The 26,810-nt window shown below is 65.4% G+C and carries 30 protein-coding genes, 1 tRNA gene and 1 riboswitch; of the genes, 26 read left to right on the forward strand and 5 right to left on the reverse strand.

Annotation, left to right across the window (positions count from 1 at the left end):
* Window positions 1-79: 79 nt before the first annotated feature.
* The 6 genes from ACN0X6_RS08490 to ACN0X6_RS08515 all read left to right on the forward strand — a co-directional run bounded on the left by ACN0X6_RS08490 (window position 80) and on the right by ACN0X6_RS08515 (window position 7,469).
* Window positions 80-1,045 (forward strand): siderophore ABC transporter substrate-binding protein, encoded by a 966-nt coding sequence (locus ACN0X6_RS08490; RefSeq protein WP_417703151.1) that lies wholly within the window; start codon window positions 80-82, stop codon window positions 1,043-1,045.
* Between the two features lie 163 nt (window positions 1,046-1,208).
* Window positions 1,209-2,114: a cysteine synthase CysM gene (gene cysM, locus ACN0X6_RS08495; RefSeq protein WP_417703153.1), complete on the forward strand. Its 906-nt coding sequence runs from the start codon at window positions 1,209-1,211 to the stop codon at window positions 2,112-2,114.
* Window positions 2,114-3,472: a 23S rRNA (uracil(1939)-C(5))-methyltransferase RlmD gene (gene rlmD, locus ACN0X6_RS08500; protein ID WP_417703155.1), complete on the forward strand. Its 1,359-nt coding sequence runs from the start codon at window positions 2,114-2,116 to the stop codon at window positions 3,470-3,472. Before cysM ends, rlmD begins: the two co-directional genes overlap by 1 nt.
* Window positions 3,473-3,606: 134 nt before the next feature.
* Window positions 3,607-5,850: a GTP diphosphokinase gene (gene relA / locus ACN0X6_RS08505; RefSeq protein WP_417703157.1), complete on the forward strand. Its 2,244-nt coding sequence runs from the start codon at window positions 3,607-3,609 to the stop codon at window positions 5,848-5,850.
* Between the two features lie 12 nt (window positions 5,851-5,862).
* Window positions 5,863-6,693 (forward strand): nucleoside triphosphate pyrophosphohydrolase, encoded by an 831-nt coding sequence (gene mazG, locus ACN0X6_RS08510; protein ID WP_417703159.1) that lies wholly within the window; start codon window positions 5,863-5,865, stop codon window positions 6,691-6,693.
* A 236-nt stretch (window positions 6,694-6,929) separates the two neighbouring features.
* Window positions 6,930-7,469 (forward strand): DUF2058 domain-containing protein, encoded by a 540-nt coding sequence (locus tag ACN0X6_RS08515; protein WP_417703161.1) that lies wholly within the window; start codon window positions 6,930-6,932, stop codon window positions 7,467-7,469.
* Between the two features lie 103 nt (window positions 7,470-7,572).
* Here ACN0X6_RS08515 and ACN0X6_RS08520 read toward each other — a convergent pair whose 3' ends face one another.
* Together ACN0X6_RS08520 and ACN0X6_RS08525 are read right to left on the reverse strand one after the other, a co-directional pair.
* The gene (locus tag ACN0X6_RS08520) at window positions 7,573-7,845 is read right to left on the reverse strand and encodes a Rho-binding antiterminator (protein ID WP_417703163.1); all 273 of its coding nucleotides are present in this window, start codon (window positions 7,843-7,845) and stop codon (window positions 7,573-7,575) included.
* A 121-nt stretch (window positions 7,846-7,966) separates the two neighbouring features.
* Window positions 7,967-9,211 (reverse strand): OprD family porin, encoded by a 1,245-nt coding sequence (locus ACN0X6_RS08525; protein ID WP_417703165.1) that lies wholly within the window; start codon window positions 9,209-9,211, stop codon window positions 7,967-7,969.
* 319 nt (window positions 9,212-9,530) lie between these two features.
* On the opposite strand from ACN0X6_RS08525, the gene ACN0X6_RS08530 reads away from it, so the two are divergent.
* Both ACN0X6_RS08530 and ACN0X6_RS08535 read left to right on the forward strand, forming a co-directional pair.
* Window positions 9,531-10,673 (forward strand): DUF5610 domain-containing protein, encoded by a 1,143-nt coding sequence (locus ACN0X6_RS08530; RefSeq protein ID WP_417703166.1) that lies wholly within the window; start codon window positions 9,531-9,533, stop codon window positions 10,671-10,673.
* Between the two features lie 48 nt (window positions 10,674-10,721).
* Entirely contained in the window at window positions 10,722-10,958 is a 237-nt protein-coding gene (locus tag ACN0X6_RS08535; RefSeq protein WP_003461739.1) for a glutaredoxin family protein, read from the forward strand.
* A 61-nt stretch (window positions 10,959-11,019) separates the two neighbouring features.
* On the opposite strand, the gene ACN0X6_RS08540 is transcribed toward ACN0X6_RS08535, so the two are convergent.
* The 3 genes from ACN0X6_RS08540 to mobA form a co-directional block, all read right to left on the reverse strand.
* A tRNA-Pro gene (locus ACN0X6_RS08540) sits at window positions 11,020-11,096 on the reverse strand.
* 116 nt (window positions 11,097-11,212) lie between these two features.
* A complete protein-coding gene (locus tag ACN0X6_RS08545; RefSeq protein WP_160018375.1) occupies window positions 11,213-11,434 on the reverse strand; it encodes a YgdI/YgdR family lipoprotein in 222 nt (73 codons plus the stop codon).
* Window positions 11,435-11,520: 86 nt separating this feature from the next.
* Entirely contained in the window at window positions 11,521-12,111 is a 591-nt protein-coding gene (mobA, locus tag ACN0X6_RS08550; RefSeq protein ID WP_417703168.1) for a molybdenum cofactor guanylyltransferase MobA, read from the reverse strand.
* Window positions 12,112-12,179: 68 nt separating this feature from the next.
* Between mobA and moaB the strand changes: the two genes are divergently transcribed.
* The 18 genes from moaB (at window position 12,180) to ACN0X6_RS08640 (ending at window position 26,797) form a co-directional block, all read left to right on the forward strand.
* Complete coding sequence (moaB, locus tag ACN0X6_RS08555) at window positions 12,180-12,719, forward strand: molybdenum cofactor biosynthesis protein B (protein ID WP_417703170.1); 540 nt, start codon at window positions 12,180-12,182, stop codon at window positions 12,717-12,719.
* A complete protein-coding gene (gene glp / locus ACN0X6_RS08560) occupies window positions 12,716-13,930 on the forward strand; it encodes a gephyrin-like molybdotransferase Glp (RefSeq protein ID WP_417703172.1) in 1,215 nt (404 codons plus the stop codon). The genes moaB and glp overlap by 4 nt, the downstream gene beginning before the upstream one ends.
* A 148-nt stretch (window positions 13,931-14,078) precedes the next feature.
* The gene (locus tag ACN0X6_RS08565) at window positions 14,079-14,699 is read left to right on the forward strand and encodes a C40 family peptidase (RefSeq protein WP_417703174.1); all 621 of its coding nucleotides are present in this window, start codon (window positions 14,079-14,081) and stop codon (window positions 14,697-14,699) included.
* Between the two features lie 84 nt (window positions 14,700-14,783).
* Window positions 14,784-15,308, forward strand: coding sequence for a C40 family peptidase (locus ACN0X6_RS08570; RefSeq protein WP_417703176.1), 525 nt, complete (start codon window positions 14,784-14,786; stop codon window positions 15,306-15,308).
* Between the two features lie 6 nt (window positions 15,309-15,314).
* Complete coding sequence (locus tag ACN0X6_RS08575) at window positions 15,315-15,635, forward strand: hypothetical protein (protein ID WP_417703178.1); 321 nt, start codon at window positions 15,315-15,317, stop codon at window positions 15,633-15,635.
* Between the two features lie 33 nt (window positions 15,636-15,668).
* Window positions 15,669-15,878, forward strand: a riboswitch (cobalamin riboswitch).
* A 189-nt stretch (window positions 15,879-16,067) separates the two neighbouring features.
* The gene (gene cobO, locus ACN0X6_RS08580) at window positions 16,068-16,679 is read left to right on the forward strand and encodes a cob(I)yrinic acid a,c-diamide adenosyltransferase (RefSeq protein WP_417703179.1); all 612 of its coding nucleotides are present in this window, start codon (window positions 16,068-16,070) and stop codon (window positions 16,677-16,679) included.
* Window positions 16,679-17,971, forward strand: coding sequence for a cobyrinate a,c-diamide synthase (locus ACN0X6_RS08585; RefSeq protein WP_417703181.1), 1,293 nt, complete (start codon window positions 16,679-16,681; stop codon window positions 17,969-17,971). The genes cobO and ACN0X6_RS08585 overlap by 1 nt, the downstream gene beginning before the upstream one ends.
* Window positions 17,968-18,621 (forward strand): 5,6-dimethylbenzimidazole synthase, encoded by a 654-nt coding sequence (bluB, locus tag ACN0X6_RS08590; RefSeq protein ID WP_417703183.1) that lies wholly within the window; start codon window positions 17,968-17,970, stop codon window positions 18,619-18,621. Before ACN0X6_RS08585 ends, bluB begins: the two co-directional genes overlap by 4 nt.
* A gap of 3 nt (window positions 18,622-18,624) precedes the next feature.
* Complete coding sequence (gene cbiB, locus ACN0X6_RS08595; protein ID WP_417703185.1) at window positions 18,625-19,533, forward strand: adenosylcobinamide-phosphate synthase CbiB; 909 nt, start codon at window positions 18,625-18,627, stop codon at window positions 19,531-19,533.
* Complete coding sequence (cobD, locus tag ACN0X6_RS08600) at window positions 19,526-20,536, forward strand: threonine-phosphate decarboxylase CobD (RefSeq protein ID WP_417703186.1); 1,011 nt, start codon at window positions 19,526-19,528, stop codon at window positions 20,534-20,536. Before cbiB ends, cobD begins: the two co-directional genes overlap by 8 nt.
* The gene (locus ACN0X6_RS08605; RefSeq protein ID WP_417703187.1) at window positions 20,536-21,987 is read left to right on the forward strand and encodes a cobyric acid synthase; all 1,452 of its coding nucleotides are present in this window, start codon (window positions 20,536-20,538) and stop codon (window positions 21,985-21,987) included. Before cobD ends, ACN0X6_RS08605 begins: the two co-directional genes overlap by 1 nt.
* A gap of 78 nt (window positions 21,988-22,065) precedes the next feature.
* Window positions 22,066-22,587 carry a bifunctional adenosylcobinamide kinase/adenosylcobinamide-phosphate guanylyltransferase gene (gene cobU, locus ACN0X6_RS08610; RefSeq protein WP_417703189.1) on the forward strand — a complete coding sequence of 174 codons (522 nt, stop codon included), beginning with the start codon at window positions 22,066-22,068 and terminating at the stop codon, window positions 22,585-22,587.
* Window positions 22,584-23,639: a nicotinate-nucleotide--dimethylbenzimidazole phosphoribosyltransferase gene (gene cobT, locus ACN0X6_RS08615; protein ID WP_417703190.1), complete on the forward strand. Its 1,056-nt coding sequence runs from the start codon at window positions 22,584-22,586 to the stop codon at window positions 23,637-23,639. Before cobU ends, cobT begins: the two co-directional genes overlap by 4 nt.
* Complete coding sequence (gene cobC / locus ACN0X6_RS08620) at window positions 23,639-24,211, forward strand: alpha-ribazole phosphatase family protein (RefSeq protein WP_417703191.1); 573 nt, start codon at window positions 23,639-23,641, stop codon at window positions 24,209-24,211. Before cobT ends, cobC begins: the two co-directional genes overlap by 1 nt.
* Window positions 24,208-24,939 carry an adenosylcobinamide-GDP ribazoletransferase gene (locus ACN0X6_RS08625; RefSeq protein ID WP_417703193.1) on the forward strand — a complete coding sequence of 244 codons (732 nt, stop codon included), beginning with the start codon at window positions 24,208-24,210 and terminating at the stop codon, window positions 24,937-24,939. Before cobC ends, ACN0X6_RS08625 begins: the two co-directional genes overlap by 4 nt.
* A 73-nt stretch (window positions 24,940-25,012) precedes the next feature.
* Window positions 25,013-25,417: a MarR family winged helix-turn-helix transcriptional regulator gene (locus ACN0X6_RS08630; RefSeq protein WP_417703195.1), complete on the forward strand. Its 405-nt coding sequence runs from the start codon at window positions 25,013-25,015 to the stop codon at window positions 25,415-25,417.
* Between the two features lie 52 nt (window positions 25,418-25,469).
* Window positions 25,470-26,675, forward strand: coding sequence for an MFS transporter (locus ACN0X6_RS08635; RefSeq protein WP_417703197.1), 1,206 nt, complete (start codon window positions 25,470-25,472; stop codon window positions 26,673-26,675).
* Window positions 26,672-26,797 carry a hypothetical protein gene (locus ACN0X6_RS08640; protein WP_417703261.1) on the forward strand — a complete coding sequence of 42 codons (126 nt, stop codon included), beginning with the start codon at window positions 26,672-26,674 and terminating at the stop codon, window positions 26,795-26,797. The genes ACN0X6_RS08635 and ACN0X6_RS08640 overlap by 4 nt, the downstream gene beginning before the upstream one ends.
* Window positions 26,798-26,810 lie beyond the last annotated feature (13 nt).

The raw sequence follows: 26,810 nt of genomic DNA on the forward strand, positions 1-26,810 counted from the left end.
GCCTTTGCCGCCAGCTCCTGGCGCGTTGCCACGGCATTGCACCGAACATGACGGACACTCAAAAAGCGAGGAAAGCGATATGACGCTGTTCAAGCGTACCCTGACGAACCTGCTGCACCTTGGCGCGCTGATGTGCGCCGTGTCGGCCGCCCAGGCTGCCTACCCACTGGCCATCGAACATGGCCAGGGCACGCTGACACTGACCGAGGCGCCCAAGCGCGTCGCGGTTTTCGATCTGGGCGTGCTCGACACGCTCGACGCCCTTGGCATCGCCGCCGCTGGCGTGCCGCAGATGGCCGGGCCGGCTTACCTGAAAACCCGATACGCAGGACGCGAGAGCGTCAACATCGGCACCCTGTTCGAGCCGGATCAGGCAGCATTGGAACGCCTCAAGCCTGACCTGATCATCATTGGCGGTCGTTCCAGTAATCAGTTCGAGAAGTTGTCGGCACTGGCGCCGACCCTCGATCTGAGCATCGCTCCCGACCAGTTCCTGGCGGGCGTTCAGCGCAATCTGCAGGTGTTGGGCGAAATCTTCGACAAGCAGGCGCAGGCTGCGCAACTGCAAGCGCAACTGAACAAGGCGCTGGCGGCGGTTCATGCCAAGTCGGCCGGCCTGAGCTCGCTGACGCTGTTCACCGTCAACGACGCGCTGATGCTGCATGCGCCGGGCGAGCGTTTCGGCATGCTCAACGAGGTGCTGGGTACTCGCTCGGTGGTCGAGTCGGTGGACCCGGCGAGCGTGGCGCAGGGGCGCCCGGCGCCGGATTCACCGGAGGCCAGACAACTGCGCGAGCGGCAGAAGGTGCGCCTGGAGGCAGCGTTGCAAGAACAGCCGCAGTGGCTGGTGGTCCTCGATCGTGGTGCGGCGACCGGTGGCGAGGGCAAGGCCGACGAAACCCTGGGCAAGCATGCCGGTATAGCAGCCAGCAAGGCCTGGATCGATGGCAAGGTGTTCCATCTCGAGCCGGCGACCTGGTACATCGCCACTGGTGGCTACCAGGGGCTGATGAGCACCCTGAAGGCTTTCGCTGCCGCGCAATAAAGGAAGTGGCGTGGCCCGGATGCCGTCCGGGCCACCCTCAGGCAACCTCGCATAGCATTCGGGTCAAGGCTCGATCACGCCCTGCAACCGATCATGGCGTGATGAAGCGACGGGTTCGGCGTATCATGATGCCCCTTCGCCTCAGTCTGGATTCGAGCGACCCATGACCCTGCAATTCCCCACCATTGCCGACTGCATCGGCAATACCCCCCTGGTGCGCCTGCAGCGCCTGGGCGGTGAAACCAGCAACACCCTGCTGGTCAAGCTGGAAGGCAACAACCCGGCCGGTTCGGTCAAGGATCGTCCGGCACTGTCGATGATCAACCGCGCTGAGCTGCGTGGCGATATCCGGCCCGGCGACACCCTGATCGAAGCCACCAGCGGCAATACCGGCATTGCCCTGGCCATGGCGGCGGCGATCAAGGGCTACAAGATGATCCTGATCATGCCGGACAACTCCACCGCCGAGCGCAAGTGGGCGATGACCGCCTATGGTGCCGAGCTGATCCTGGTCAGCAAGGAAGAGGGCATGGAAGGCGCTCGTGATCTGGCCGAGCGCCTGCAGGCCGAAGGGCGTGGCAAGGTGCTCGACCAGTTCGCCAACGGTGACAACCCCGAGGCGCACTACAGCGGTACCGGCCCGGAAATCTGGCGCCAGACCGGCGGCACCATCACCCACTTCATCAGCTCCATGGGCACCACCGGCACCATCATGGGCACCTCGCGCTACCTCAAGGAGCAGAACCCGGCGATCCAGATCGTCGGTCTGCAGCCCCAGGAAGGCTCGGCCATTCCCGGCATCCGTCGCTGGCCGCAGGAGTACCTGCCGAAGATCTATCAGGCCGAACGCGTCGATCAGGTCATCGACATGGGCCAGGCCGAGGCCGAGCACGTCATGCGCCGCCTGGCGCGGGAAGAGGGCATCTTCTGCGGCGTTTCCTCCGGTGGCTCGGTGGCCGGCATGCTGCGCCTGTCGCAGCAGGTGGAAAACGCGGTACTGGTAGCGATCATCTGCGACCGTGGCGACCGCTACCTGTCCACCGGCGTTTACGAAGAACCGGCGCACTGATGGCCAGACGCAGCTCCAACCTGCGCTTTCAGCCCAGCGGCGGCAGTCGCGCGGCGCAGGTTCCGATCGGCAAGAAGCAGAAGCTCGCCATCGAGCGTCTGGCGGGTGACGGTCGCGGCATCGCCTTCGACGGCGGGCGCACCTGGTTCGTCAGCGGCGCCCTGGCCGGCGAGCAGGTCGAGGCGCGAGTACTCAGTGCCCGCAGCCAGACCGTCGAGGCGCGCGCCGAACGCATCATCACCGCCAGCAGCGAGCGCCGTGAGGCGCCCTGCATGCACGCCGACCGCTGCGGCGGTTGCAACCTGCAGCACATGCCCCATGCCGATCAGCTGGCCCTGAAACAGCGCACGCTGGCCGAGCAGCTGTCACGCCTGGGCGGCCTGCAGCCGGATGAGTGGGCAGCGCCGCTGGCCGGTCCTGAATTCGGCTATCGCCGCCGCGCGCGCGTTGCCGTGCGCTGGGACGCCAAGGCGCGTCAACTGCAGGTCGGCTTCCGCGCCGAGGCCAGCCAGGACATCGTCGCCATCGATGAATGTGCGGTGCTGGTACAGCCCTTGCAGCCTGTTTTCCGCGCGTTGCCGGCGTTGCTGCGCAGCCTGGAAAAGCCGCAGGCAGTCGGGCACGTGGAACTGTTCAGCGGTACTGCCGAAGCCTTGTTGCTGCGCCACACCGCAGCCTTGACGGAGGCTGATCTGAGCCGCCTGCGCGCCTTCTGCAGCGAGCATCGTGCGCAGCTGTGGTTGCAGGGTGAAGGGCAGCCGCAGCCTGACGATCCGTCCGCCGAGCTGGGCTTTGAGTTGCAGCGCTGGCACCTGCAACTGGCCTATCGGCCGGGCGATTTCGTGCAGGTCAATGGTCTGGTCAACGAGGCGATGGTCGCCCAGGCGCTAGACTGGTTGGCAGTACAGCCTGGCGAGCGGGTGCTGGATCTGTTCTGCGGCCTGGGCAATTTCGCCCTGCCGCTGGCACGTCAGGCCGCTGAAGTGGTGGCGGTGGAGGGCGTCGAGGCGATGGTGCAGCGGGCCGCTGGCAACGCGCACGACAATGGCCTGGACAATGCGCACTTTTTCCGTGCCGACCTGTCCAAGCCGCTGGCTGACGAGGCCTGGGCGCGTGGTGGTTTTACCGCTGTGCTGCTCGACCCACCGCGCGATGGCGCGTTGGAGGCGGTGCGAGGGATGAGTAAATTGGGCGCGCGGCGCCTGGTCTACGTCTCCTGCAACCCGACCACCCTGGCACGCGATGCGGCCGAGCTGGCGCAGCAGGGGTACCGGCTGCGCCGCGCCGGGATTCTCGACATGTTCGCGCAGACGGCGCATGTCGAGGCGATGGCTCTGTTCGAAAAACCCGAGACTTAGGTCTTGGGCCAAAGCGGTGCGTTCGGTACCGCAGGGATGTGCAGGATGCGCATTCTTTCAGTTAATCCGACCGGCTCAGAGAAGGCCGGCGACTGCTCGGTGCGACCTATGCGCGCCGTAGGGAAGGTAAGACGATGGTTCAGGTGAGAGCGCATCAGCCAGTCAACGATGACGGCAGCATCAATCTCGAGGCCTGGTTGGAGCATGTCACGCGCGTCGATCCGGCGCTGGATCGTCAGGCGTTGCAGGAAGCCTGCGAGTTCGCCCGCGATCTGGAGCAGCAGGCCAACACCACACCGCATCACTGGAGTGAGGACGCATCGACATTCCGCGCCGGTCTCGACATCGCGGAAATCCTCGCCGATCTCAAACTCGATCAGGATTCGCTGGTCGCGGCGATCCTTTATCGCGGCGTGCGTGAAGGCAAGATCACCCTGGCTGCGGTGCACCAGCGCTTCGGTTCGGTGGTGGCCAAGCTGATCGAAGGCGTGCTGCGCATGGCGGCGATCAGCGCCAGTATCAATCCGCGTGAATCGGTGGTGGTCGGCTCGCAGACGCAGGTCGAGAACCTGCGCAAGATGCTGGTGGCCATGGTCGATGACGTGCGCGTGGCACTGATCAAGCTGGCCGAGCGCACCTGCGCCATTCGCGCGGTCAAGGAAGCCGACGAAGAGAAGCGTCAGCGCGTGGCGCGCGAGGTGTTCGACATCTACGCGCCGCTGGCTCACCGCCTGGGTATCGGCCACATCAAGTGGGAGCTGGAGGACCTGTCCTTCCGCTACCTGGAGCCGGAGCAGTACAAGCAGATCGCCAAGCTGCTGCACGAGCGTCGCCTCGATCGCGAGCAGTACATCAACGACGCCATGGCGCACCTGCGCCAGGAGCTGGAAGCCACCGGCATCAAGGCCGACATCAGCGGTCGGGCGAAACACATCTATTCGATCTGGCGCAAGATGCAGCGCAAAGGCCTGCAGTTCAGCCAGATCTACGACGTGCGCGCGGTGCGCGTGCTGGTGCCGGAGGTGCGCGACTGCTACACCACCCTGGGCATCGTGCACACTCTGTGGCGGCACATTCCCAAGGAATTCGACGACTACATCGCCAACCCCAAGGAAAACGGCTACCGCTCGCTGCACACCGCGGTGCTCGGGCCGGAGGGCAAGGTGCTGGAGGTGCAGATTCGCACCCACGCCATGCACGAAGAGGCCGAGCTGGGCGTGTGCGCGCACTGGCGCTACAAGGGCACCGACGTCAAATCCGGCTCCAACCACTACGAAGAGAAGATCTCCTGGCTACGTCAGGTCATCGAGTGGCACGAGGAACTGGGCGATATCGGCGGCCTGGCCGAACAGCTGCGCGTCGATATCGAGCCGGATCGGGTCTACGTCTTCACTCCCGACGGCCACGCCATCGACCTGCCCAAGGGCGCCACGCCGCTGGACTTCGCCTACCGCGTGCACACCGAGATCGGCCACAACTGCCGGGGCGCCAAGATCAACGGCCGCATCGTGCCGCTGACCTACAGCCTGCAGACCGGTGAGCAGGTGGAGATCATCACCAGCAAGCAGGGCACGCCCAGCCGCGACTGGCTCAACCCCAACCTGGGTTATGTCACCACCAGCCGTGCACGGGCCAAGATCGTTCACTGGTTCAAGCTGCAGGATCGCGACCAGAACGTCGCCGCCGGCAAGCAGTTGCTCGAACGCGAGCTGGCGCGCCTGGCCCTGGTCGGTGCGGACTTTGACAAGCTGGCCGAGAAGGCCAACCTGAAAACCGCCGAGGACCTGTTCGCGGCATTGGGCGCCGGCGACGTGCGCCTGGCCCATGCGGTCAACCTGGCCCAGCAGCTGCTCGAGCCGGAACGCGGCAACGAGCAACTGGAGCTGATCCCGCGCAAGGCGCAGGGCTTCAAACCGGGCAAGCGTGGCGATATCCAGATCCAGGGGGTCGGCAACCTGCTGACGCAGATGGCCGGCTGTTGCCAGCCGCTGCCGGGCGATCCGATCGTCGGTTACATCACCCTCGGCCGTGGCGTCACCATTCACCGTCAGGATTGCCCGACGGCGTTGCAGCAGACTGCGCGCGAGCCGGAGCGGATGATCCAGGTGAGCTGGGGGCCGGTGCCGGTGCAGACCTACCCGGTGGAAATCGTCATCAAGGCCTACGACCGTTCCGGTCTGCTGCGTGACGTCACTCAGGTGCTGCTCAACGAGAAGCTCAACGTGCTGGCGGTCAACACCCGCTCGAACAAGGAGGACAACACTGCCTCCATGTCGATCACCGTGGAGATCCCGGGGCTCGATGCCCTTGGCCGCCTGCTGGCGCGCATCGGCCAGTTGCCCAATATCATCGAGGCGCGCCGCCACCGCGTGGCATGACAGGACGTATTCATGTACCAGCTCGACGACCTGCTGCACCTCATGGCCCGTCTGCGCGACCCGCAACACGGCTGCCCCTGGGACCTCAAGCAGAACTACGCGACCATCGTGCCCTACACCCTGGAGGAGGCCTACGAGGTCGCCGACGCCATCGAGCGTGGCGACTTCGAGCATCTGCCGGGTGAGCTCGGTGACCTGCTGTTCCAGGTGGTCTATTACAGCCAGCTGGCGCAGGAGGAGGGGCGCTTCGACTTCGCCCGGGTGGTCGATGGCATCACCCGCAAGCTGATTCGCCGCCACCCGCATGTGTTTCCCGATGGCGATCTGTATGGCGCGCCGGATGCGGCGAAGCTGGAGGAGGCGGCGGTCAAGCAACGCTGGGAAGAACTCAAGGCGCAGGAGCGCGCCGAGAAGGCCGCTGTGCCCGAGCAGCTGTCCTTGCTCGATGACGTACCGAGCGCGCTGCCGGCGCTTTCGCGTGCGGCCAAGCTGCAGAAGCGTGCAGCCCAGGTCGGCTTCGACTGGCCCGAGGCACTGCCGGTGGTGGACAAGGTGCGCGAAGAGCTGGACGAAGTGCTCGAAGCCATGAGCGAGAACGACGCCGATGCGGTGGCCGAGGAGATCGGCGACCTGCTGTTCGTCGTCACCAACCTGGCGCGCCACTTGAAGGTCGACCCGGAAGCGGCGTTGCGCGCGGCCAACGGCAAGTTCGAGCAGCGTTTTCGCTTTATCGAACACAGCGTGCGTGAGGCCGGGCGCAGCATGGACGGTTGCTCGCTGGAGGAACTGGATGCCCTGTGGGGCGAGGCGAAGAAGCTGGAGAAGCAGGCGCCTGGTTGCTGAGGCGAGGTAGCCCGGATGCAATCCGGGGAGAGCGCAAAGCAGTCTCATGAGTGTTGCGCGGCGGCAGAGGGCGGTGAACCGATTCATCCATTGCCTTTCGCGACTGAAGCGGTTCGCCGCCCGGTCGCTCCTACAGGCTGGAGCCGCCGCTGCTTAGCCCTTATGCTGGGCGCCTTGGACTGGCAGCACGAATCTGCGTCGCTGCCGCAACTGAATCATGTTCGGGATCTTTAGCCATGGGTCTTTCCCTGCGCGACCAGCTGCTCAAAGCCGGCCTGGTCAATGAAAAACAGGCCAAGCAGGCTGGCAAGCAACAGCAAAAGCAGAAACGCCTGGTGCAAAAGGGCCAGGCCGAACTGGATGACAGCACACGGCAGGCCGCGCTGCAGGCGCAAGCCGAAAAGGCTGCACGTGACCAGGAACTCAATCGTCAGCAGCAGGAAAAGGCCGAGCAGAAAGCCCGTACTGCGCAGGTCAAGCAACTGATCGAGCGTTCACGCCTGCCCAAGCTCGACGGCGAGGACTACTACAACTTCGTCGACGACAAGAAGGTCAAGCGCCTGCCGGTCAACACCCTGGTGCGCAACAAACTGTCCAACGGCTGGCTGGCCATCGTCCGCCATGGCGGTGGTTACGAAATCATCCCGCGCGAGGCGGCGTTGAGGATTCAGGAGCGCGATGCCTCGCGCATCGTCCTGCTCAACACCCATGTCGAAGAGCCGGATGCCGATGATCCTTACGCGGCCTATCAGATTCCCGATGATCTGATGTGGTGACGCAGCGGCGCTGCACGCTCGAGTAGGGTGCGCCGTGCGCAGCGCAGATTAGTGCGATTGCTGCTGGTGCGCATGGCGCACCCTGCTTGCAGGTGCGTTGCGGTCAGCAGCGGTTGTCGTTCAGCAGTACCCGGCCAAAACTGGCGCCTGCATTCTGCGGGGTGATCGCCAGCAGGCTATCCATGCGCAGGCGCTGCTCGCCGTCGGCGGTACGCACCAGCAGAAACTCTTCCTTGCTCGCCGTGGTTTCCGTGGTCAGCGCCTCGCCTTGCAGGTGGGTGCCATCGACCAGTTCGATGTCCAGCTGATAGTGATGCATGCAGGCGATCTCCAGGTAGTCGTAGAGATCGCAGGCCAGGGGTTGGTAGTCGTCCATCGAGTTTTCCTCCGCACTCGCCAGAGCCTAGCCGAGAAATGGTTCCGGGTGTTTTTCAGGCAGACAAAAAAACGCCGCAACCCGGTACGGGCGCTGCGGCGTTTTCGTGTTGGCGGAGTGTTTACATCAGGGGGATGGTGTAGCTGACGATCAGGCGGTTTTCGTCCAGGTCACCGATGCTCGCATTGGAGCGCACCATCGCGTTACGCCAGCGCACGCCGAGGTTCTTCAACGGGCCTTGCTGGATGATGTAGCTGATATCCACGTCGCGTTCCCATTCCTTGCCGCTTGCGCCACTCACGCCGTCGAAGCCGTCGCCGGTCACGTAGCGGACGAACGCCGTCAGGCCTGGAATGCCATAGCTGGCGAAGTTGACGTCATAACGTGCCTGCCAGGATTTCTCATCCTTGCGGGTGAAGTCGAGAATCTGGAGGTAGTTGACGATGTAGGGATCGGTCTCGGTCAGGAAGGGGAAGGCGTTGTCACCGCCGACCTTCTGGTAACCCACGCGGAAGGTGTGCGCCCCGATGCCCGCCCAGAGGTTGACCGAGGTCAGGTCGTTATCCAGCTTGCCGCCGAGTTTGCGGCCGTTGTCCTGGGAGTCGAAGTAGGCCAGGTTGGCGCCCAGCTTCCAGTCGCCGATCGGCTGCACGTGGATCAGGTTGTACAGCTTCTGGTCGTAGATATCTTCCAGTTCGCCGTACCACGCGCCAACGGTGGTGTTGCCGCCATTGAACTTGTAGTCGCCACCGGCGAAGTTGTAGCGGTCGCTTTCGCCGCCGACGTTGGTGGCGGTGATATCGACCCTGTCGGTGGACGCGCGTTGGTTGACTTCACGCAGCTGACCGCCATTGAGGGTCAGGCCGTCGATTTCCTGCGAGGTGATCATGCCCCCGGTGAACACCTGTGGCAGCAGGCGCGAGTCGCCGGAAGAGACGATAGGCAGCTTGGGCATCAGCCCGCCGACCTTGCCGACGGTTTTGGAGATGCGTGCCTTGACTGCACCGCTGAGTTCGGAATACTCGTCCGGCCCCTCGTTGCCGAAACTGTTGGGCAGTAGCGCGGTGCCTGCGCGCTCGTCGGACGAGTCGAGCTTCAGGCCCAGGCCCGCATAGGCGTCCAGGCCAAAACCGACGGTGCCCTCGGTAAAGCCGGACTCGGCCTTGAGGATGAAGCCCTGTGCCCATTCTTCGCGTTTGGACTGGGCGACGCCGGGGTCGCGCAGGTCGCGATTCATATAGAAGTTACGGAGTTCCAGCGTCGCTTTGCTGTCGCCGATGAAGTCAGCCTGTGCCAGGCTCGGCAGGGTCAGGCTGGCGCCCAGCGTGGCGAGGGCCACGGCGCGGGCGAGGGGAGTCTTACTCATTATTGTTGTCTCCTCGTTGTTATTAGCAGGTCGGCCACGATGTGACCGGCCAGTTACGGCGCGATGAAATAAAGCATTTCGCCTGCGAGTCGACTGTAAGACTTTAGTCTGGCGGGGCTTTGAGCCAAGCGGCGGCATCGCTGGGGCTTGGCTCTATCTCGCGGCTGACAGGTTTTTGCTCGGCTTTGCCAGCCATCGGATAAATCCCGATCGGCTGCTCGGCAACTGAGAAAAGTTGGCAACCGTTGGTCGTCGAGGGTTAAAGCTTGGCTTCTGCCGGCCGTTAAGTTCGGCAGATAACCTGTTCAGGTACCCGGTCATGAATCCTCTGAGCTCACTCAACTCCGCCGCTTCCCGCGCTGCGCAAACCAGCCAGTCGATGGCTGCGCGCAACAGTGCCGCCGATGCGCAGGCTACCCTGGCCAACCGCCTCGCCGAGAAACTCGGCGTGCCGTCGGGCTCGCTGGCTGGGACGCGTGATGAGTACACCCCCGAGAAAGTGGCGGGGCGGATTCTGGGGTTCATCGAACAGCGCCTGCAGAGCGAGGCGGCGGCTGGCGCTGATCCGGCCAAATTGGACAAGCTGCTGTCCCAGGCGCGTGATGGTGTGGAGAAAGGCTTCGCCGAGGCGCGCAAGATTCTCGATGGCATGGGCGTGCTCAAAGGTCAGGTGGCTGGCGATATCGATGACACCTACAAGCGCATCCAGGATGGCTTCGGCGATCTCGACAAGCGCTTCGGCAGCGCTGCCCCGAGTGCCTCGGACAAGCTTGCGGTGGCGGGTTACAGCGAGCGCTTCAGCGCGTTGGCGGAGACCTTCGACCTCTCCGTCACCACCCGTGATGGTGACCGCCTGCGCATTTCCGTGGCGCAGGCCTCGGCCAACTGGTCGCAGAGCAGTTTCGCCGCTTCCAGCGACGGTAAGTCCACCATCGTGGCGGGCAGCAGCCAGTCTGGCAGCCTGCGCATCGGTGGCTGGCAGGTGGACGTCGAAGGCGAGCTGGACGATGACGAGATCAAGGCGCTGGAGAAGCTTTTCAGTCAGGTTCAGGATCTTTCCGATACCTTCTACGCTGGCGATCTGGGAGGTGCCTTCGACCGAGCCATGGCGTTGGATATGGACGGCGAGCAACTGGCTTCGATGTCGCTGCGCCTGACGCAGACCACTGTGCGCCAGGCCACCGATGCCTATGGCGCCGTGGCCGGACAGGGCGCCAGTGCGGTCAATGCCGGGCTGCAGGACTATGCCCAGGGCCTGCTCGATGCGCTGCGCAGTGCCGAGGACCTGGCGCAGGATGCCGGCGGCATGCTCAAAGAGTTGCTCAAGGGCGGTTTCTCGCTCGACGAGCGCTTCGACCTGCCGCGTCTGGAAAAGGCCGACAGCCTCAACCGCAGCCTGCTCGACGGCTTGCAGTCGCTGCTCGCCGGTCAGGCGGGCGACACGGGTGCTGACGCGAGCTGATTCCGGCCGGTGCTAAACTGCGTACCTTGCTGATACCGAGGTGCGCTCATGACGCCTGAATGCCAACTTTTCGGAACCCTGGGTTGCCATCTTTGCGAGGTGGCCGAGGCGCTGCTCATGCCATTCGTGGAGAATGGTCTGCTGGTCGAACTGATCGACATCGCCGAGCATGAGGGGATGGTCGAGCAGTACGGCTTGCGCATTCCGGTGCTGCGCCGTTGCGACAGTGGCAGCGAACTGAACTGGCCATTCGATGCCGAGCAGGTGGTGGCTTTTCTGAGCTGAACGGCGGTACCGACAAATCGAAGGCAATAAAAAACCCGCCGGTTAGGGCGGGTTTTTTGATTGGTCGGAGAGACAGGATTCGAACCTGCGACCTTCTCGTCCCGAACGAGACGCGCTACCAAGCTGCGCTACACTCCGAATGAGCCGTATTCTACCGAAAAACTTTTACCGCACAAGGGGTTAGCCTGAAAAAACTGCAGGCTGATCATCTTCTTCTGCGGCCGGTGCGGGCTCGAGTGTTCTTCAGCGGTGCTTCAGAGTTCCTTGACGGTCTGCACCTGATCCTTGTTGATCGTGGCGCGCTTGCCGTCAAGCTGCTCGAATTCGTAGAAGCCGGAATCTTCATCGAACTGGGGCTTGTCCACCGTCTGAATTTCACGCCCGTCGTTCAGGGTGATCACCGACGGCGTGGAGCAGCCGGCCAGTACAGTGAAGCCGATTGCCATCAGCAGGGCGGGGATGATCCGTTTGGTCATGGTCTGTCTCCTTGGGTGCTAAAGAGGTGCTATACCCTCGCTCAGACGTGAAACTGCCCCATGAGTTCCGCGCAGGGCGTCCCGTTTCAGCAAGCAGGGATGCCGTGCGCGAGCGTTTCCGGTGTGTTCAGGTTGGCCAGTCGGGCATCGTCCAGCGCGCAGTCGACGGCGATGGGCACCAGTTTGCCGAACCAGCGTTGCGGGCTGCGTTCACCGGATTGCCAGGCGTGTTCCAGATCGCCCTTGAGCCGAGTGGGCAGCAGGCAGAACAGTGGCTGCCAGTAGTTGCCCTGACGGATCACTACCGGTCGGTTCCCTGCGTGGGCGAGCAGTGATTCGATCAGTGCAGGGTCGACCAGCGGGGCGTCGCAGGGCAGCACCAGCATCTGCTCATGGCGTGCCGCGGCCATGCCGGCGCGGATACCCGCCAGCGGCCCCTGAAAGTCCTGATCCTGATCTGCGACCAGTTGGTCGGCATAGGGCGCATAGCGCTCCGTGTTGCGGTTGCAGGAGATGATCAGGTCGTCGCTCAACGGCCGAGTCAGGTCATGCAGCCACGCGATCAGCGGCCGTCCGCGCCACTCCAGCAGGCCCTTGTCGCGGCCGCCCATGCGCAGGCCTCTGCCACCGGAGAGCAGCAGCACGGAGCAGGTGGGGCGGGCGTTGGATGCGGGCATGTGTGCAGTCTCCGAAGGCAGGCTGTGTGATATAACAGCGCCCATTCTCTCCCAATTGGATGCCTGCCATGAACCACAAGGCCGACGCTGTTTTCGTGTCGCTGAACATTGCCGTGCTGACCGTCAGCGACACGCGCACGCTGGAGACCGACACTTCGGGTCAATTGCTGGTCGACCGTCTGACCGTCGCCGGGCATCAACTGGCCGCTCGTGTACTGCTCAAGGATGACCTTTACAAGATCCGCGCCCAGGTGGCGACCTGGATTGCCGAGGATCAGGTGCAGGTGGTGGTGATCACCGGCGGTACCGGTTTCACTGGTCGTGACAGCACGCCGGAAGCGGTCACCTGCCTGCTGGACAAGCAGGTCGATGGGTTTGGCGAGCTGTTCCGCCAGATCTCCGTGGCCGATATCGGCACTTCCACCATCCAGTCGCGCGCGCTGGCCGGTCTGGCCAACGGCACCCTGGTGTGCTGCCTGCCGGGTTCGACCAACGCCTGTCGCACCGCCTGGGATGGCATTCTCGGCGAGCAACTGGATGCACGGCATCGTCCCTGCAACTTCGTGCCGCATCTGAAACAGGTGGGCGCCTGCGAGACGCGCGGATGAGTGGTTGCGATCATCCCGGTCTGCTGCCGATGGAGGCGGCGCTGGAGCGTCTGCTGGCTCTGGCAGCAGCGGCGCCAATCGAGCAGGTCGAGCAGGTCGTGCTGGCCGAGGCCGATGGTCGCGTGCTGGCCGAGCCGCTGATCGCGGCGCTGGATCTGCCGCCCTGGGCCAACAGTGCCATGGATGGTTACGCCCTGCGCCTGACCGATTGGAATGGCCAGGCGTTGCCGATTAGCCAGCGCATTCAGGCCGGCACCGCGCCAACGCCGCTGCAGCCTGGGACCTGTGCGCGCATCTTCACCGGTGCGCCGCTGCCGGAAGGTGCCGACACCGTGGAAATGCAGGAGAACGCCGAGCTCGATGAGTCGGGACGCGTCATTTTCCGCGAATCCTTGAAGCTCGGGCAGAACGTTCGTGCCCAGGGTCAGGAAACCCGCATCGGCGAATGCGTGCTGCCGGCCGGTACCCGTCTGGGGCCGATCGAGCTAGGGCTGGCAGCCTCGCTTGGTGCTGCACGGCTGTCGGTGCGGCGGCGCCTGTGCGTTGCCGTGCTGTCCACCGGCGACGAACTGGTTGAGCCAGGGCAGGCGCTTGGCCCGGGGCAGATATACAACAGCAATCGGCGTCTGCTGATTGCCTGGTTGCAACGGCTGGGCTGCAGCGTGGTCGATGCGGGCATATTGCCTGATGATCTGCAGCGTACCCGCGAAGCGCTGGGCGCGCTGGGCGAGGTCGATCTGATCCTCTCCACGGGTGGCGTTTCGGTTGGGGAGGCAGATTTTCTCGGCATGGCCCTGCGCGAGGCGGGCGAGCTGGCGCTGTGGAAATTGGCGATCAAGCCGGGTAAGCCGCTGACGTTCGGCCACTACCAGGGCGTTCCGGTAATAGGTTTGCCGGGCAACCCGGCTTCGACACTGGTTACCTTCGGGCTGCTGGCGCGCCCGTACATGTTGCGGCGTCTGGGTGTGCAGCGGGTCGAGCCATTGGGCTTCGCGGTGCCGGCGGGTTTTGCCTGGACCAAGCCAGGCATGCGCCGTGAGTACCTGCGTGCGCGCCTGGAGAATGGCCGTGCGGTGCCCTATGCCAACCAGAGTTCGGGCGTGCTGCGCAGCGCCGCCTGGGCCGAAGGGTTGGCCGAGGTGATGGAAGGCGGCACGCTGGCCGAAGGGGATATGCTGCGCTTCATTCCCTTGAGCGAGATTCTCGGCTAGCCCTGAATCGCCCGGCCGTGCGAACGGTCGGGCGCTTTAGATGGCGCGGCGAAACTACTGGGTCACATTTCTAACGATAGAATTTGCAAATGAGCCTTGTAGAGGGCATAGTCGCCGACTTGTAAATTCAACCGACACGGTCGTGCCCATGCTAAAACGCTTCGCACCCCTCGTGCCTCTTGCACTCACAGTCTTGCTCGCTGCCTGCGCCGGCCACTCGCCACAGCCGCAGACAGGCGTTGCCGCGACAGAGCCAGTTGCTCGTTCGCTCTCTCGGCAGATGGAGTCTGCTGACGATGAAATCAACGCGCTTACCGACGACAAACCCTATGAAATGCCGCAGCTGACAGACAGCCTGCTCGATCTCGGGCGCTCGCTGATCGGCACTCGCTATCGCTACGGCGGCACCTCGGTGCAATCCGGTTTCGATTGCAGCGGTTTCGTCGGCTACCTGTTCCGCGAAGAAGTCGGCCTGGAGCTGCCACGTTCCACGCGTGAGCTGATCAAGCTCGATGCGCCGAAGGTGGCGCGCGCCGATCTGGAGCCGGGCGACCTGATCCTGTTCAATGATCGTGGTCGTGGTCGCGTCAGCCATGCCGGCATCTATCTGGGGGATGATCAGTTCATCCACTCCAGCAGCAGCCGCAGCGGTGGTGTGCGCATCGACAGCCTCGACAACAGCTACTGGAGCCGCAGTTATCTGCAGGCCAAGCGCGTCCTCGCGCTGGCTCCGGTGGACGAGCAGGTCACCGCCAAGCGTCAAAACTGATGGATCACGGCGTAACCCAAGGGTTGCGCCGTTCGTCGTGAATCGGCAGAGTAGAGTGCATCCAGGCTCAGGATCGCCTCGCTTATGCCCGTCACGACCCGTGTTGCCCTCATCGCTCTCGTTCTGCTGTTGAGTGCCTGCAGCAGTCGCGCTCCTTCTCCCCAGCCTGGTTACACACCTTCTGTCTCTCCATCCTCTTATCAGGGCGGGACTGAGGACGTGCTGTTTCGCGCCCTTGGCCTGGTCGGTACGCCTTATCGCTACGGTGGCAATACCCCGGAAGGCGGTTTCGACTGCAGTGGCCTGATCGGCTACGTCTATCGCGATGCGGCCGGTATCAGCCTGCCGCGTTCGACGCGTGAGCTGAGTGCCATGCGCACCCCTGATGTCCGCCGCGATGCCCTGCAAAGTGGTGATCTGGTGTTCTTTGCCACCAATGGCGGGCGCGCCGTCAGTCATGCCGGCATCTATGTCGGCGAAGGGCGTTTCGTGCATGCGCCGTCCAGTGGCGGCACGGTGCGTCTGGATAGCCTCGACAACGTCTACTGGCAGCGTGTCTACCTCGATGCCAAGCGGGTCATCACCCCAGAGCTCGCGCGCAATCCCTGATCAGCCATGGTAGAGCCCATTCGCCTGCCGCCTCAGCCCGAGTTCTGCGAGCTGTGCGCACGCCCAGTCGCATTGACCCGTCACCACCTGATTCCCAAGGCGCTGCACGACAAGGTGTATGTGCAGAAGCGCTACCCCCGTCATGAACGAATTACCGCCACGCTGTGGGTCTGCCGCGCCTGCCATAACCAGATTCATCGGCTGTTCAGCGAAAAGGAGCTGGCGCTGACCTACAACAGCCGCGAGGCACTGCTGGGCGACGAGCGTTTGCGAACGTTCGTCGACTGGTTGGCGAGCAAGCCGCCCGGGTTCATGCCCAGGCACTGAGCAGCGTTGACGGGCAGGGCTGCCAGCCTCTACCCTGCGCGCCTTGCTTCAGGTGCCCCGCATTGCCGTCAATGGCGGCCAAGGGGTGAAACAGGGAAGCCGGTTCCAATGCCGGCGCTGCCCCCGCAACGGTAGGTGAGTCAAACGCTGCTCGAAGCCACTGTGCTATGCACGGGAAGGCGCGGCGTCGAACCCATGGTTCACTCACAAGCCCGGAGACCGGCCTGTCGCAGTTACACGGCATCGCGGAGGGCGCTGTCCGGCCAACGCTCCGGCTCTACCGGGGCGTTCGTGTTTTTTCGTCTTCCGCTCGCCTGACCAGCCATTGGCGCCTGGATGAGTGCGTGTGGATCATCGCGATCTTCTTCCTCATTGCCGTTCGTACTGTTCGATGAACAGGCGGCGCGGGTGCCTGACGTGCAGGAGCACAGCATGAGTGAGACCGCCGAACGCGACGCCCGCCACAAGGCGCGCATGCAACGCAAGAAAGCCCTGATCGACGAAAAGATCGCCCAGGCCCAGGATGAATATGGCCTGCTGTTGGTGCACAGCGGCAATGGCAAGGGCAAGAGCAGTAGCGCCTTCGGCATGGTCGCGCGCGCCCTGGGTCATGGCATCAAGGTTGGCGTGGTGCAGTTCATCAAGGGCGCGGCCAGCACCGGCGAAGAAACCTTCTTCCGCCGCTTTCCCGAGGAAGTCAGCTATCACGTGATGGGCGAGGGCTTCACCTGGGAGACTCAGGATCGCCAGCGCGACATCGCCAAGGCGCAGGAAGCCTGGGCGGTGGCCCGGCACCTGCTCAGTGATGACGCCGTCGGCCTGGTGGTGCTGGACGAATTGAACATTGCCCTCAAGCACGGCTATCTGCAACTGGACGCGGTGCTGGCCGATATCGAGGCCCGGCCGCTGCTGCAGCATGTGGTGGTGACCGGCCGTGGCGCCTTGCCCGGGATGATCGAGGCGGCCGATACCGTCACCGATATGAGCCTGGTCAAGCACGCGTTCAAGTCCGGAGTCAAAGCACAGAAGGGCATCGAGTTCTGATGAGCGCACGTCACTGCCCGGCGCTGCTGATCGCTGCGCCGGCTTCCGGCCAGGGCAAGACCACCGTCACCGCCGCGCTGGCGCGCCTGCATACACGTCAGGGGCGGCGGGTTCGGGTGTTCAAATGCGGACCGGACTTTCTCGACCCGATGATCCACGCCCGCGCCAGTGGCGCGCCGGTGTATCAGCTCGATCTGGCCATGGTCGGTGAGGCGGAAAGTCGCCGACTGCTTTGGCAGGCCGCCGGCGACGCCGATCTGATCCTCATCGAAGGGGTGATGGGCCTGTTCGACGGCAAGCCCTCGGCGGCCGACCTGGCGCGTCACTTTGGTGTGCCGGTGCTGGGCGTGATCGACGGTGCGGCCATGGCGCAGACCTTCGGCGCCCTGGCCCACGGCCTGGCCACCTTCCAGCCAGACTTGCCCTTTGCCGGGGTGCTCGGCAATCGCGTTGCCAGCGGCCGTCATGGCGAGATTCTGCGCGATGCGCTGCCAGCGAGTATTCGCTGGTTCGGTGCGTTGCCGCGCAGCGCCGCGGTGGAGCTGCCCAGCCGCCACCTGGGGCTGGTGCAGGCGGCCGAACTGGCCGATCTGGATGCGCGCCTGGACGCGGCGGCCGATGCGCTGGCAGCCAGTGCCAACGTCGACCTGCCGCCAGCGGTGAGCTTCGCCGCGCCGCAGGTCGATGAACCGGCGCCGCTGCTGGCGGGCGTACGCATCGGTATTGCGCGCGATGCGGCGTTCGCCTTTCTCTATCAGGCCAATCTCGATCTGTTACAGGCGCTCGGCGCCACGCTGCACTACTTCTCACCGCTGGCCGATCGCGCGCTGCCGGAGGTGGACAGCCTCTATCTGCCCGGCGGTTATCCGGAGCTGTACCTGGCCGAGCTGGAAGGCAATCAGCCCATGGCTGCGGCGATCCGTGCCCATCATCAGGCCGGCAAACCCTTGCTCGCCGAATGTGGCGGCATGCTCTATCTGCTCGATGAACTGCGCGACAAGCAGGGCGCCAGTGGGCGCATGCTCGGCCTGCTCAGCGGCAGCGCGGCCCTGCAACCGCGACTGACCGCCCTGGCCTTGCAGCAGGTGACGCTGCCGGAAGGCGAGCTGCGTGGTCACAGCTATCATCACTCTCGGCTGCAAAGCCCCTTGCAGCCTCTGGCGCTCGGCCGCTGCCCGAACGGCAAGCCGGTGGCGGAGGCGGTCTATCGCCTGGGGCGACTCACGGCCAGCTATATCCACTTCTACCTGCCGTCCAGCCCGGAGGCGGCCGCCGCGCTGCTGCGTCCATGAGCGAGCATGCGTTCAGTCCCGAGGAGCGCGCAGCTGTTTACCGCGCCATCGCCGAGCGCCGTGACATGCGCCATTTCAGCGGCGGCGAGGTGCCGGCCGAGGTGTTGGCGCGACTGCTCGAAGCGGCGCACCACGCGCCCAGCGTCGGGCTGATGCAGCCGTGGCGTTTCGTGCGCATCCGTGATTCGCACCTGCGTGAGTCCATTCATGCGCTGGTGGAGGCCGAGCGGGTGCGCACTGCCGAGGCCCTGGGCGAGCGCAGTGACGAGTTCATGCGCCTGAAGGTCGAGGGTATTCGCGACTGCGCCGAGCTACTGGCGGTGGCGCTGATGGAGGGACGCGACGCACATGTCTTTGGACGACGCACGCTGCCGGAAATGGATATGGCCTCGGTGGCCTGCGCCATTCAGAATCTGTGGCTGGCTGCGCGTGCCGAAGGGCTCGGGCTCGGCTGGGTGTCGCTGTTCGACCCCGAGGCGCTGGCCGCGTTGCTGGGCATGCCGGTGGGCAGCAAGCCGGTGGCGCTGCTGTGCCTGGGGCCGGTAGAGGCCTTCTACGAAAAACCGATGCTGGTGCAAGAGGGCTGGGCCAAACCACGCCCGCTGAGCGAGCTGCTGTTCGAGAATCGATGGGGAATGCAGGGTGACTGAACGATGAGCCTGGCACTGATCACCTGCGCCGGCGTGGCGCTGGATGCCGTGCTGGGCGAGCCTCGGCGCGCGCATCCGCTGGTGGCTTTCGGGCGCCTGGCGGGGCGCCTGGAGCAGCGCTTCAACCCGGCTGGCGGCGGCTGGCGCAGCCACGGGGTAACGGCCTGGTGCCTGGCGGTGCTGCCGCTGACCCTGCTCACCTGGCTGCTGGTGCACCTGACTTCGCTTGGCTGGGCGGTGGAAATTGTCGCCCTGTACTTCGCCCTTGGCCTGCGCAGCCTGTACGAGCACGCGCAGCCGGTGGCCCGCGCACTGCGTCTGGGCGACCTTGCGCTGGCACGTGAGCGCGTCGGCTGGATGGTCAGCCGCAACACCGCCGAGCTGGACGCAACCGGGGTGGCCCGCGCCGGCACCGAGTCGGTGCTGGAGAACGGCTCCGACGCGGTGTTCGCCGCCTTGTTCTGGTTCATCGTCGCGGGCGCGCCCGGCGTGGTCCTGTACCGCCTGAGCAATACCCTCGATGCCATGTGGGGTTATCGCAACGAACGCTTCGAGCGCTTCGGCTGGGCGGCGGCGAAGATCGATGACCTGCTCAATTACATCCCGGCGCGTCTGGTAGCGCTGACCTATGCGTTGCTTGGGCGTACGGTCCTGGCCCTGCGCTGCTGGCGCCGTCAGGCGCCCTTGTGGGACAGTCCCAATGCTGGCCCGGTGATGGCCGCTGGTGCCGGCAGCCTGGGCGTGAGTCTGGGCGGCGCGGCGGAGTATCACGGCGAGGTGCATGAGCGCCCGCAGCTGGGCGAAGGCCCGCCGCCGCGGGCGCGGGATATCGAACGGGCGATGAACAGAGTCATCGCCGGCGTTGGTTTGTGGCTGTTATGCCTGATCGTCTGGGAGGTTTGGGTTGCTTGAGCATGGAGGTCGTCTGCGCGCAGCGGCGCAGCGCTATGGCATTGCCCTGGAGGACTGGCTGGATCTGTCCACCGGGGTCGCACCCTACGGCTGGGACCTGCCGGCCGTACCGGGCTCGGCCTGGGCGCGCCTGCCTGAAACGGATGACGGCCTGGAGCAGGCGGCGCGCGATTATTACGGTGCCGTCAGCCTGCTGCCGGTAGCCGGTTCGCAGGCAGCGATCCAGGCCTTGCCGCGTCTTCGCGGGCACAGCAGCGTGGGTATCCTCGCGCCGACCTATGCCGAGCACGCTGCCGCCTGGCGACGCGAGGGACATCGGGTGATCAAGCTGAGCGAGGGCTCGGTGCCTCGCGCGCTGCCGCAACTGGATGTATTGCTGGTGGTCAACCCGAACAACCCGACCGGCCGCCTTATCGAGCCGGCGCGCCTGCTCGACTGGCACGACGAACTGGCCGAGCGCGGCGGCTGGCTGGTGGTCGACGAAGCCTTCATCGATTGCACGCCGGAGCACAGTCTGGCTGCCTACAGCGACATGCCGGGGCTGATCGTGCTGCGCTCGTTCGGCAAGTTCTTCGGTCTGGCGGGCTTGCGGCTGGGATTTGTCCTGGGCGCGCAGGCGATGCTCGATGAGCTGGATACGCTGCTCGGGCCCTGGGCCGTCAGCGGCCCGGCACGTAGCGTGGCGCGCAGCCTGCTGACCGATGGCGAGGGCCAGCGCCGTCAACGCGAGCGCCTGCTGGCTGACGGCGAGCGCCTCAAGGCGCTGCTGCGCGACTGCGGTTTGCCGTCGACCGGCGGCTCGTCGCTGTTCCAGTTCTGCTGCACCCGTCGCGCCGTGCCCTGCGCCGAGCTGCTGGCGCGGCAGGGCATCCTGGTGCGCCTGTTCGCCGAGCTGGACAGCCTGCGCTTCGGTCTGCCGGCGGACGAATGTGGCTGGCTGCGGCTGGAGCAGGGGCTGCTGGAATGTGCACCGATCCTGGCCAGTCTCGAGGAAACGCCCTGATGGCCACCCTGATGGTGCAGGGCACCACGTCCGATGCCGGCAAGAGCACACTGGTGACGGCGCTGTGTCGTTGGGCGCGGCGTCAGGGTGTGTCCGTGGCGCCGTTCAAGCCGCAGAACATGGCGCTCAATTCCGCCGTGACCGCCGACGGCGGCGAGATCGGCCGGGCACAGGCGGTGCAGGCGCAAGCGGCCGGCCTGGCGCCGCATACCGACATGAACCCGGTGCTGCTCAAGCCCAACAGCGACATGGGCGCCCAGGTGATCATCCACGGCCGCGCCATCGGCAACATGCAGGCGCTGACCTATCACGGCTACAAACCGGTGGCCATGGCGGCGGTGCTGGAGTCCCACGCCCGATTGCAGGGGCGTCATGAGCTGGTGCTGGTCGAGGGGGCCGGCTCGCCGGCCGAGATCAACCTGCGTGCCGGCGACATCGCCAACATGGGTTTTGCCGAGGCAGTGGATTGTCCGGTGATCCTGATCGCCGACATCGACAAGGGCGGCGTATTCGCCCATCTGGTCGGCACGCTGGAGCTGCTCAGCCCGAGCGAGCAGGCGCGCATCCAGGGTTTCGTGATCAACCGTTTTCGCGGTGACATCGCGTTGCTCAAGCCGGGGCTGGACTGGCTGGAGCAGCGCACCGGCAAGCCGGTGCTCGGCGTGCTGCCGTATCTGATGGATTTCCACCTGGAAGCCGAGGATGCCGTCGATACCCGTCAGCAGGCCAAGGATGCGCAGGCGCTGCGCGTGGTGGTGCCAGTGCTGCCGCGTATCAGCAACCACACCGATTTCGACCCGTTGCGCCTGCACCCGCAGGTGCAATTGACCTTCGTTGGGCCAGGCCAGGCCATCCCGCCGGCCGACCTGATCATCCTGCCGGGCTCCAAGAGTGTGCGTGCCGATCTCGCGCGCCTGCGCGAGCAGGGCTGGGACACGGCCATCGCCCGCCACCTGCGCTATGGCGGCAAGCTGCTGGGCATCTGTGGTGGTCTGCAGATGCTCGGTCGGCAGATTCACGACCCGCATGCTCTGGAAGGCGCGGCCGGCAGCAGCGTGGGCCTCGGCCTGCTGGATTTCGAGACGCTGCTGGAGCCGCAGAAACAGCTGCGCAACGTGCGCGGCCGGCTGTGTCTGCAGCAGGCTGATGTCAGCGGCTATGAGATTCATGCCGGCGTCAGTCGCGGTCCCGGTCTCAACGGCGCCGTGCAGCTCGATGATGGCCGCAGCGACGGCGGCCTCAGTGCCGATGGTCAGGTGCTCGGCACCTACCTGCACGGGCTGTTCGAGCAACCCTCGGCATTCGCCGCACTGGTGCGCTGGGCCGGGCTGCATGAGGTGCAGACGGTGGATTACCAGGCGCTGCGCGAGCGCGATATCGAGCGCCTGGCCGATCAGGTGGAACTGCATCTGGATCGCGAAAAACTCAGGGCACTTTGCGGCATCGGATAGGCTGTCGCGGGGCCGCCTGGGCCGTGCGCACCGGCAAAGCGATTGAATGGGGCGCATGGCGCACCCTAGGGAGTGAAGATGCTTGAATTGATCCTCGGCGGTGCCCGTTCCGGCAAGAGCCGGCTGGCGGAGAAGCTGGCCGACGAGTCCGGGTTGGACGTCGTTTACATCGCCACCAGCCAGCTGCTCGATGGCGAGATGAATGCCCGCGTCGCCCAGCATCGCGCGCGTCGCCCGGCGCACTGGGCGCTGGTCGAGGAACCGCTGGCGCTGGCCCGTGTGCTGCGCGAGCAAGCCGCGCCCGGGCGCTGCCTGCTGGTGGACTGCCTGACCCTGTGGCTGACCAATCTGCTGCTGCAGGACGATCCGGCTCGGCTGGCAGCCGAACGCGATGCGCTGCTCGCCTGTGTGGATGAGCTGTCCGGTCGCATCCTGCTGGTCAGCAACGAAACCGGGCTGGGGGTGGTGCCGCTGGGCGAGCTGACCCGCCGTTATGTCGATGAGGCCGGCTGGCTGCACCAGGCGCTGGCCGAGCGCAGCCAGCGCGTGTTGTTCACCGTCGCCGGTTTGCCCATGGTGTTGAAGGGGGATGCGTTATGAGTCTGCAATGGTGGCAAGGGCCCTGTCAGCCGCTCGATCATGTCGCGCGGGTCAAGGCCGAGACGCGTCAGCAGCAATTGACCAAGCCGGCCGGTTCGCTGGGGCGGCTGGAGCATCTGGCCATCCATCTGGCCGCGCTGCAGGGGCGCGAGCGGCCGAGCCTGGACAAGCTGTGGATCGCCATCTTTGCCGGTGACCATGGCGTGGTGGCCGAAGGCATTTCCGCCTACCCGCAGGCGGTGACGGGGCAGATGCTGGCCAACTTCGTCACGGGCGGTGCGGCGATCAGCGTACTGGCGCGTCAGCTGGACGCAGCGCTGGAGGTGGTCGATCTGGGCACTGCCGAGCCATTGCCGCCGCTGCCTGGCGTGCGTCATCTGCAGGTTGGCGCAGGTACGCAGAACTTCGCCCGTGATCCGGCCATGACCCCGGCGCAGCTGGTGGTCTGTATGGAGGCCGGTCGCGACAGCATCCAGCGCGCGTGCGCCATTGGTTGCGACCTGTTCGTCGGTGGCGAGATGGGCATCGGCAATACCACGGCGGCGGCGGCGCTGGCCTGTTGGCTGTTGGATTGCCCGGCGAGCGAGCTGGCAGGCCCCGGCACCGGGCTGGACGGCGCGGGTGTGGCGCACAAGGCGCGGGTGATCGATGCCGCGTTGGCCCTGCACCACACGCAGATCGACGGGCCGCTGCAGGCGCTGATTCACCTCGGTGGATTCGAAATCGCCGCGCTCACTGGTGCCTATCTGGCCGCTGCGCAGCAGGGCGTCGCGGTATTGGTCGATGGCTTCATCTGCAGCGTTGCGGCCTTGCTCGCCGTGCGCCTGAATCCCGGCTGCCGCGACTGGCTGCTGTTCGCCCACCATGGCGCCGAGCCGGGTCATGTTCGCGTGTTGCAGACGCTGGAGGCCGAGCCGCTGCTGGAGCTGGGTCTGCGCCTGGGTGAGGGCAGTGGCGCCGCGCTGGCGGTACCGCTGCTGCGTCTGGCCTGTGCCCTGCACGGGCAGATGGCGACCTTCGCCGAAGCTGCTGTCGCCGAGAGACCGAGCTGATGCTGCATCTGGAATTGCTGCGTCACGGTGAGACCGAGCTGGGCGGTGGGCTGCGTGGCAGCCTGGATGATGCGCTGACCGAGCAGGGTTGGGCGCAGCTGCGCGACGCGGTGCAGGGCGCCGGCCCCTGGGATCGCCTGGTCAGCTCGCCACTGCAGCGCTGCGCGCGTTTTGCCGAGGAAGTCGCGCTGGCCAATGCCTTGCCGCTGCATTACGAGGCGGATCTGCAAGAGCTGCATTTCGGTGATTGGGAAGGGCGTACCGCTGCACAGCTGATGGACAGCGATGCCGAGGCGCTGGGCCGCTTCTGGGCCGATCCCTATGCGTTCACACCGCCGAATGGCGAGCCGTTGCTGCAGTTCGAGGCGCGTGTGCTGGCTGCCTTGCAGCGGTTACAGCAGCGCCACGCGGGTGAGCGCCTGCTGCTGGTCACCCACGGCGGTGTGATGCGCCTGCTGCTGGCGCGCGCGCGCGGCCTGCCACGCCAGGATCTGCTGCAGGTCAACGTCGGCTATGCCCAGCGTTTTCGCCTGCGCCTGGATGCCGGTGGGCAACTGGCGGAGTTGCCATGATCGCGTTGCTGATCGCCTTGCAGTTCCTCACGCGTCTGCCGGTCAGCCTGCCGGGCATGCCGACGCCCGAGCAGGTGGGGCGCTCGCTGCTCTGGTATCCGGTCGTTGGATTGCTGCTCGGTCTGCTGCTGTGGCTCGCCCATCTGCTGTTGGGGCAGACTCCGGCGTTATTGCAGGCGGCGATCATCCTGGCGCTCTGGGCGGGGCTGAGCGGCGGCCTGCATCTGGACGGCCTGGCCGACACGGCTGATGCCTGGGTCGGTGGTTTCGGTGATCGCGAACGTACCCTGGCAATCATGAAGGACCCGCGCAGCGGTCCCATTGCGGTCGTGGTGCTGATGCTGTTGCTGCTGCTCAAGTTCGCCGCACTGTCCACGCTCTTGCACGCCGGGCAGGGCATCTACCTGTTGCTGCTGCCCTGGCTGGGCCGCAGCCTGTTGCCGCTGCTGCTGGCGACCACGCCCTACGTGCGGGCCGGTGGGCTGGGCCAGGCCCTGGTCGATCATCTGCCGCGCGGCCAACTGCCCTGGGTGCTCGGCGCGCATCTACTGGGCATGCTGCTGTTCGGCTGGCCGGGGCTGCTGGCGTTGGCGACTGGCTTGCTGCTGTTCATCTGGCTGCGCCGCGCGTTGCTGTCGCGCCTCGGTGGTACCACGGGCGATACGGCCGGTGCGCTGGTCGAACTGGCCGAGTGCACGGTGCTTCTGGCGCTGGTCTTGAGTCTCTGATCGCAACTGTTATGCCGAGGTGGCCGGCAACTGTATGAGTGCCAATCGCTGATGCGGGTATATACCTGCATTCATGTTGCCGACTTCCTGTCTCTGTACCCAGCTGCGCCGCGCCAGCCGTGGTGTCACCCGCCGCTACGACGACGCCCTGGCTGTCGTCGGCCTGGGTGCTGCGCAGTTTTCCCTGCTACGCCACGTGCAGCGGCTCGGTCAGCCGAGCATTTCCCTGCTGGCCGACGCCATGGGGCTCGATCGCAGCACGCTCGGGCGTAACCTGCGGGTGCTGGAGGAGCAGGGGCTCGTGCAACTGGGAGAGGGGCGCGATTTGCGCGCTCGCGAGGTACGGCTCACAGAAGCCGGCCTGCAACGCATCGAACAGGCGCTGCCGCTGTGGGAACAGGCGCAGCGTGAGCTCAATGCCCGGTTGGGCGCAGATCGCCGCGCCGAGCTGATGAGCCTGCTCGAAGAACTGGCCTGATGGCCGCATCACTGCCTACACGGTCGCAGGCGACCGTCCGCTGGAGAGACCGATGACAACTGCATGGCGTTCAACCACCTGGCTGCTGCTCGGCGCCTCGCTGATCCTGGCGCTGTCGCTCGGCACGCGCCATGGCTTCGGCCTGTTCCTGCCGCCGATGAGTGCCGAGTTCGGCTGGGGCCGTGAAGTGTTCGCCTTCGCCATCGCCCTGCAGAACCTGATCTGGGGCTTGGCCCAGCCGATCACCGGCGCGCTGGCCGACCGTTTCGGTGCGCGCAAGGCGATCGTCATCGGCGGCGTGCTCTACGTGCTGGGTCTGGTGTGCATGGGCATGGCCGACTCGCCGCTGTCGTTGTCGCTGAGCGCAGGCCTGCTGATCGGCATCGGTCTGTCCGGTACGTCGTTCTCGGTGATTCTCGGCGTGGTTGGCCGCGCCGTGCCGGTGGAGAAGCGCAGCATGGCCATGGGCATCGCTGCTGCAGCCGGCTCCTTCGGTCAGTTCGCCATGCTGCCGGGCACGCTCGGTCTGATCGGCTGGCTCGGCTGGTCGGCGGCACTGCTGGCCCTGGGGCTGCTGGTGGCGTTGATGATTCCGCTGGCAGTGATGATCAAGGAGACGCCGCCACCGGCGAGCAATGGCCCGCAACAGACGCTGCTCGAAGCGCTGCGTGAGGCCACCAGTCACTCCGGTTTCTGGCTGCTGGCGCTGGGCTTCTTCGTCTGTGGCTTTCAGGTGGTGTTCGTCGCCGTGCACCTGCCGGCCTATCTGGTCGATCACCACCTGCCGGCGCTGACGGGCACCACGGTGCTGGCGTTGGTGGGGCTGTTCAACATCTTCGGTACCTACATCGCCGGCTGGCTCGGTGGACGCATGGCCAAGCCGCGCCTGCTCAGCATCCTGTACCTGCTGCGCGGTGTTGTCATCACGCTGTTTCTGCTGGCGCCGCTGACGCAGTGGAGCGCCTACCTGTTCGGCATCGCCATGGGGCTGCTGTGGCTGTCCACGGTACCGCTGACCAACGGCACCGTGGCGACCCTGTTCGGCGTGCGTAATCTGTCGATGCTTGGCGGTATCGTCTTCCTGTTCCACCAGATCGGCTCCTTCCTGGGTGGCTGGCTGGGCGGCTACCTCTACGACACCACCGGCAGCTACGACCTGGTCTGGCAGATTTCCATCGGCCTGAGCGTGATGGCGGCCGCGCTGAACTGGCCGGTGCGTGAGGTGCCGGTGGCGCGTCTGCAAGGTGCGCCGGCGTGAGCCACAAGGTATTGCTCTTCGCCGGTCTGACGCTGGGCCTTGCCCTGCTGCTGGCACTGGCCTGGTGGGGCTGGCGTCAGGGTGGGTTGGCTCTGCTGCAGTTGGGCGTCGGTATCTGCTAGTTGCTTGCGGCTG

Origin of the sequence: Pseudomonas sp. (genome assembly GCF_048269965.1) — a bacterium.
Taxonomy (GTDB): domain Bacteria; phylum Pseudomonadota; class Gammaproteobacteria; order Pseudomonadales; family Pseudomonadaceae; genus Aquipseudomonas.